General features: G+C 54.2%; 5 protein-coding genes and 1 other RNA gene. 1 reads left to right on the top strand and 5 read right to left on the bottom strand.

Annotation, left to right across the window (positions count from 1 at the left end; genetic code table 11):
* Nucleotides 1-171: 171 nt before the first annotated feature.
* The 5 genes from recR to RUMCAL_RS09380 all read right to left on the bottom strand — a co-directional run bounded on the left by recR (nucleotide 172) and on the right by RUMCAL_RS09380 (nucleotide 4,467).
* Nucleotides 172-774 (bottom strand): recombination mediator RecR, encoded by a 603-nt coding sequence (recR, locus tag RUMCAL_RS09395; RefSeq protein ID WP_021682542.1) that lies wholly within the window; start codon nucleotides 772-774, stop codon nucleotides 172-174.
* Between the two features lie 9 nt (nucleotides 775-783).
* Complete coding sequence (locus RUMCAL_RS09390; protein WP_021682541.1) at nucleotides 784-1,131, bottom strand: YbaB/EbfC family nucleoid-associated protein; 348 nt, start codon at nucleotides 1,129-1,131, stop codon at nucleotides 784-786.
* Between the two features lie 100 nt (nucleotides 1,132-1,231).
* Nucleotides 1,232-2,785 (bottom strand): DNA polymerase III subunit gamma/tau, encoded by a 1,554-nt coding sequence (gene dnaX / locus RUMCAL_RS09385; RefSeq protein ID WP_040647766.1) that lies wholly within the window; start codon nucleotides 2,783-2,785, stop codon nucleotides 1,232-1,234.
* A gap of 37 nt (nucleotides 2,786-2,822) precedes the next feature.
* Nucleotides 2,823-2,921, bottom strand: an RNA gene (ffs, locus tag RUMCAL_RS14680) — signal recognition particle sRNA small type.
* A 208-nt stretch (nucleotides 2,922-3,129) separates the two neighbouring features.
* Complete coding sequence (locus RUMCAL_RS09380; RefSeq protein ID WP_242823504.1) at nucleotides 3,130-4,467, bottom strand: citrate/2-methylcitrate synthase; 1,338 nt, start codon at nucleotides 4,465-4,467, stop codon at nucleotides 3,130-3,132.
* Nucleotides 4,468-5,361: 894 nt separating this feature from the next.
* On the opposite strand from RUMCAL_RS09380, the gene RUMCAL_RS09375 reads away from it, so the two are divergent.
* On the top strand, nucleotides 5,362-6,591 hold the full coding sequence (locus RUMCAL_RS09375) for a winged helix-turn-helix transcriptional regulator (protein WP_021682536.1): 1,230 nt from the start codon (nucleotides 5,362-5,364) through the stop codon (nucleotides 6,589-6,591).
* Nucleotides 6,592-6,719: the final 128 nt, after the last annotated feature.

The raw sequence follows: 6,719 nt of genomic DNA, 5'->3' as shown, positions 1-6,719 counted from the left end.
TGTGCTGAGCTGGCAGCCGCAGGCTGACTGAGGGGTTTCTTCTGCGAAACCTGAAACATGAGTAAAAGATTTCACCAAAACCCCGCCCGTATAATAAAAAAATCGCCCTGCCTGCGGAGAATCCCCCACGAACAGGGCGAAATATTTTCGTTTTGTCTTGCGGCAGTGCTGTTACATTGCCGTCCGGTTTTCCAGTGCCTTGAACAGTGTCACCTCGTCGGCGTATTCCAGCGAACCGCCTACCGGCAGCCCAAACGCCAACCGTGTGACCTTGACCTTCAGCGGCTCCAGCAGCTGTGCCAGATACATCGCCGTGGCATCGCCCTCTACAGTGGGATTGGTCGCCATGATGACTTCCCGCACCTTGCCGTCCTGCAAGCGTGCCAGCAATTCCCGAATCCGCAGCTTGTCCGGCGTAATGCCGTCGATCGGCGAGATCAGCCCGTGCAGCACATGATACACGCCGGTATATTCCCCCGTGCGTTCCAGTGCCGTCACATCTTTCGGGCTCTCTACCACGCAGATCAGGCTGTGATCCCGTTCTTCGTCTGCACAGACAGAACAAAGTTCCATTTCCGTGAGATTCTGACAGCAGGGGCAATAGTGAATGTCCCGCTTCGCCGACAGCAGAGCGTTGGCAAAGCGTTCCACGTCCTCCTCCGGTCTGGAAATGATCGAATACGCCAGACGCTGTGCCGATTTCAGCCCGATGCCCGGCAGTTTTGCAAACTCCTCCGCCAGAAGTTCCAGCGGGAGTGCGTGATAACCAGCCATTCTGTTCCCTTAGAACAAGCCCGGGAGAGAAACACCGCCGGTGATCTTGCTCATTTCAGATTCTGTGGTTGCCTCTACCTGATTCACTGCCTCGTTCACAGCACTGATGATCAGATCCTGCAACATCTCGATGTCCTCCGGATCTACCACTTCCGGCTTGATCTCCAGAGCCTTTACGGTCTTTTTGCCGGTAACGGTAACGCTGACTGCACCGCCGCCTGCGGTTGCAGTAAAGTCACGGCTCTCGATGTCTTCCTGCAGTTCGGAGATCTCGTCCTGCATCTTCTGTGCCTGACGGATCATTGCGTTCATATTCTGGGCACCGCCCTGATTCTGTTTCGGTAATCTTGCTCTCATGAGAAAATCTTTCCTTTCAGTATAAACTCATATCTTTTCGCATTGGTAAAAATGCGGGTTTCACTTCATCACTTACGCCAGCCTGTCAGGCAGGCTTCTATCATTCTTCCACTGCCGTATCCAGATGACTGTCCATTGCCTTTTGCAGCAGATTCTGTGCCTTGGAGGTCTGTTCCTCCGGCTCGCTGCACTTGGCACGGATATTGTACTCTGCCCCGAGGAACTGCTTGACAGTTTCCCGCAGGGACAGTGCATTTTCCTTATTCTTCAGCAGGGTGAGGAAAAACCGGTTCTTTGCCACGATCAGCAGGTTGTTTCCGGCAACATAAGCCGAAGACTCCGCCAGACTGCCGGACACCGCCGGATTCACTGCCTGATATGCCGCCAGAATATCCGCCCAGTTGTTGACCGGCTGGATCTCTGCCGCCGTCAGGGGCTTCTGTTCCGGTTCTGCCGCAGCAGGCTCGGCTGCTGGTGCAGACTGTGTGGTCTGGGGTGCCGCAGCAGGCTGCGGGGCAGGCTGTGCCGGCTGAGGAGCCGCTGTCACTGCCGGCGAAACCGGTACAGCGACCTTGGGCACTGCCAACTGCAACAACAGCATTTCCAGTTCCACACGCTTGTTCTGATTTCGCTGCATGCGTTCCCGACAGTCTTGCAGCTGGGCGATCTGCCACAGGATCGTATCCAGCGAGGGCTTCTGTGCCAGCTGTTCCAGCCGCGGCAGCTCGTCCGGCAGACAGGTCAGCAGATCCGGCTGTCCCGTGCCGGCTTTCAGCAGCATCATATTCCGCAGCTGTTCCAGCAGTTCGTCACAAAGCCGCACCATGTCCTTGGACTGGTCGTAGAGGGCACCGGTGTATTCCAGTGCCTTTGCCGCGTCCTGTGCCTGCACTGCTTCCAGAATGGCGAACACACTGTCCCGACCGGCAACGCCGGCTGCCGCCGTAACAGATGCCGCGGTGATCGCTTCGCCGCCGGACGCACACTGATCCAGCAGGGACAACGCATCACGCATACCGCCGTCAGACAGGTGAGCGATCAGCTGTGCCGCCTCCGGCTCCAGCGAAAGCTGCTCCTCGCCGGCGATATATTCCAGCCGTGCCGCAATGTCCGCAGTGCGGATCCGGTGGAAGTCGTACCGCTGGCAGCGTGAAATAATGGTCGCCGGCACCTTGTGGACTTCCGTGGTCGCCAGAATAAACTTGACGTATTCCGGCGGTTCTTCCATGACTTTCAGCAATGCTCCCCACGCACTGGGAGAGAGCATGTGCACTTCGTCGATGATATACACTTTATACCGGCAGCGTTCCGGCAGATAGACGGTGCCTTCCCGCAGGTCGCGAATGTCCTCGACGCTGTTGTTGGAAGCCGCGTCGATCTCCACGATGTCAGAAAGGGCTCCCCGTTCTGCTTCGCGGCAGATATCGCATTCCAGACAGGGATTTCCTTCCGGCGTGCGGTGTTCACAGTTGACCGTTTTCGCCAGAATGCGGGCACAGGTGGTTTTTCCCGTGCCGCGGGAACCGGTAAACAGGTAGGCGTGGGCTGTCTTTTCCTCACGGATCTGATTCCGGAGAGCCGTTGTGATATGCGGCTGCGAGATCACATCGTCAAACGACCGCGGCCGCCATTTCCGATACAATGCCTGATACAACCCTTACACCTCCCAGCAAAAAAGATTCCGGAACATAGGTGTGCAGGTTTGCTGCGGCACACAAACACATCCGCTTAATGCTGCTCGGTCCCCCGCCTGACATGGTTCACGGTGCTTTGTTGCACAGGACCCGCACACCTATATTCCGGAATCCGTCCTGATGTCAACGCATCAGATATTTGTATTATAGCATACTCTTACAGAAATTGCAAGTGTTTTTCGAAAAAAACCACAGAAATTCCTTTCGGCCGTCAGCCAGAGAAAGCATCCGTGAATATATTATGGCAACACCGCATAAAGCCCGCCTGACGGCTTTGCACGCAATCTGCTTGCAGATTTTCCTCTTATCGTTCTTCCAGCGGTACATATTCCTGCGGCTCTGCCACAGAGAGATATGCCGGACGGATAATTTTCCGGCAGTTGATGAGTTCTTCCAGCCGGTGTGCCGACCAGCCGGCAATGCGGGCAATGGCGAAGATCGGCGTGAACAAATCCATAGGCAGTCCCAGCATGCGGTATACAAAGCCGCTGTAGAAGTCCACATTGGCACAAACGCCCTTATAGATCTTCCGGTTCTGGGTGATAACTTCCTTGGCAAGGCGTTCCACGGTGGCGTACAGCTGGTACTCAGCGTGGCAGCCCTTTTCATCGGAAAGCTGTTCCACAAAGGATTTCAGGATCACGGCTCTGGGGTCGGATACGGAGTACACCGCATGTCCCATGCCATAGATCAGACCGCTGTGGTCGAAGCCCTCGCCGCGGAGCAGCCCTTTGAGATATTCCCGCAGAGCGTCCTCGTCCTCCCAGTCGGGGCAGTGCTGCTTCAGGTCTTCGAACATCTCCATGACCTTGATGTTCGCCCCGCCGTGCTTCGGTCCTTTCAGAGAGCCCAGTGCTGCAGCAACGGTGGAATAGGTGTCCGTTCCGGAGGAGGAAACCACGTGCACAGTGAATGCGGAGTTGTTGCCGCCGCCGTGTTCCGCATGGAGCACCAGACACAGATCCAGCAGTTTTGCTTCCAGACGGGTATATTTGCCGTCCGGACGCATCATATACAAAATGTTTTCCGCAATGGAAAGCTTCGGGTCAGGCTTCTGGATAAACATGCTTTTGTCGTTGCGGAAGTACATGGAAGCCTGATAGCCGAACACCGCCAGCGACGGGAACTGGGACACCAGCTGGATACACTGCCGCATCACGTTGGGCAGGCTGGTATCATCGGGCTTGGGGTCATAGGCATGAAGTGCCAGCACGCACTTTGCCATTGTGTTCATGATATTGTCGCTGGGCATCTTCATAATAACGCCGCTGTTAAAGTGGTTGGGCAGTTCCTGATAGTCTGTCAGCAGCCCCTTGAACTGTGCCAGCTGGTCGGCTTTCGGCAGATGTCCCATGAGCAGCAGATAGACGATCTCCTCGAAGCCAAAGCGGTCGTGGGTAATAAAGCCCTGCACCAGCTGTTCAATGGGGATCCCGCGGTACAACAGCTGTCCGGCTGCGGGAACTTCCCTGCCGTCTACGATCTGGGTAGCGGACACCTTGCTGATCGTGGTCAGACCGGCACGTACCCCTTTACCGTCCAGATCGCGAAGACCACGCTTGACTTCGTACTTTTTATAAAGTTCCTGTTCGATCTCGTAGTGGGGTTCTGCATCTGCGGTCAGCTGGTCTACCAGCTGCATGTCGTGTTTATATTGTGCGATCATTTGCTGGATCTTTGTAGAATGCAACAGTTTTTCTTTTTTCATCTTATCAGTCCTCTCTTGTCGGAACAGCGATTTCGTCTGTTCGGGCTCCATATCGTTCAAATTCTGCTGTTGGAAAGCAGTGCATAAAGCTCGTGTAGAGAATGCAACACCCTATGAACATTCTGCATAATACCATGATTGAAAAGTTGATTTCTTTTTATTATACAGGATTTTTGCAGAATTGTCAAGTTCGTTGGTGACGTTAAAATAAAAGTTACCCGCCTGCACCAGAAAACACCTGAATATCAACATTACCGATACCGGCAAGGGCAACAATCGGCGTTGGCAAGCCCAGGCGGACAGCGAGGAACGAGCGAATTCCGCCGGACGGTTTCGATATGGCTGCCCTAGAAAATTGCTGTCCTCAGGCAAGTCCGCGGGGCGATGTGGGCGTTCTCCCTACCTATTTCAAGGGAGGCTCCAGTGTACTTACAATCGTCCCAAAAATGAACAAATCGCATCGAGAAATCAAGGTTGATTTCGGTTTGTACACAAAATCATGTGGTTTCTCCGTGACAGGCATCACTTTGTGTCACGAAATTTTCCGATTTTTTTCAGTGCTTCAGCCAGAAACGTTCCTTCGTGTCGCTTTTGTAAATTTTTAAGCAAAGTCCGCGGGCGGCTTGCAAATCTAAATGCTATATGATAAAATAGATAAATCGGAACGATGTATGTGCGATTCCTTGGGCAATACCGCACAAAGCGAACCGCGGCACCGCATCGAAACTCCCCGAAATTTTTCGGAATATCCGCAGGAAATCCCTGCGAAACCATACGAAACCGTTCATCAAAAAAACGGTTTCAGAATTTGAAAGAGGAAGAAGAAGCATGAATGACTGTGGCATCAGTAAACTGGATCTGAAACGGCGAAACCGCATGCAGATCCTGAAAGTTGTTCGGGAACAGGGGCCGATCTCCCGCGTGGACATTTCGGCAATTCTGGGCATCACCCGTGCGGCTGTCACCATTATCACCAACGAAATGATCGACCAGCACATTTTACAGGAAGTGGGCGAAGAGCCGGTCAACCCCAATGCCGAGGTGCGAAAGGGCAGACGGAAGATCCTGCTGGACATCAACGAAACCTACAAGTTCGCGATCGGCATCTATGTGGACGAAAAAGAAATTTCCATTGGTCTGACCACCCTGAACGCGGCGGCGTTGGACAAGAAGTCGATCACTCACAAAGCCGACATGACACCGGAAGCACTGGCGGAACTGCTGGGAACCACACTGGAAAAAATGCTCCAGAACAGCTGCCTGACCTACGAAAACCTGCTGGGCATCGGCGTGGGCATCATGCCCTCCGCTTTTGAAATGATGGGCGGCAGTACAACGGACACCGGCTGTCCGACATTTCCGGTGCTGCAAAAGGCACTGGAGGACAGCACCCGCCTGCCGGTATACATCAACAGTGCCGTCACCGAATTCGCCATGGCAGGCGTGCACTACGGCGACCTGCATGCCAAGGCGGAAAATCAGGTCTTTCTGTACTGGGACAGCGGCAGTTACCGTGCCATTCCCGTCAGCGGCAACGCTCCCATTCTGCCTGCCGGCTCCGATGATGCCTTTGTGGAACACATCTGTGTAAACCCTGCCGGTGCTCGGCTGGAGGGCTACCCCAAGGGCAGCGTGCGGGCAGAACTGTCCGCGGCAGCAGTGGCGGAAAAAATCCGTCCGGTCTTTTCCGAAGAACAGACTCCGACACTGTACGCTGCACTGGAGGGTGACCTTTCCCGTCTGACACCAGCTTCCCTGCTGGCTGCGGCAGAAACGGACACCGCCTTGCAGCCTGTTGCAGACGAAACTATCAAGCAGTTCTGCGTCATGCTCCATACATTATATTGCCTGTATTTTGCAGAGCATATCAACCTGTACGGTTTCGGCTTCACACCGGAGCATCTGGAACAGATCCGCAAAGCTGCGGCAGAATTCGCTGGCAAGGACTTCGCACAGGCGATCATTCTCTGCCCCATCGGGGAACGGTATCACTTCCTCAGCGGCTGCACCTATCTGATCCAGACAGGATTCTATCAGCGTGGTGGGCTGTGCTCGTAAGCGGGTGGCGAAGAAGATCTGCTTACAAAATCTTTGTAATTTTAGATTCACGTGAAAATCCCTCAGTCAGCCTTCGGGTGCCCTTTCAAGGGAGCCTAGGGCAATACCGCACAAAGATTGTGCGACAG

Origin of the sequence: Ruminococcus callidus ATCC 27760 (assembly GCF_000468015.1) — a bacterium.
Taxonomy (GTDB): Bacteria; Bacillota; Clostridia; order Oscillospirales; family Ruminococcaceae; genus Ruminococcus_C; species Ruminococcus_C callidus.
The sequence above is the reverse complement of the archived record's forward strand: the minus strand, read 5'-3'. Positions and strand labels throughout refer to the sequence as shown.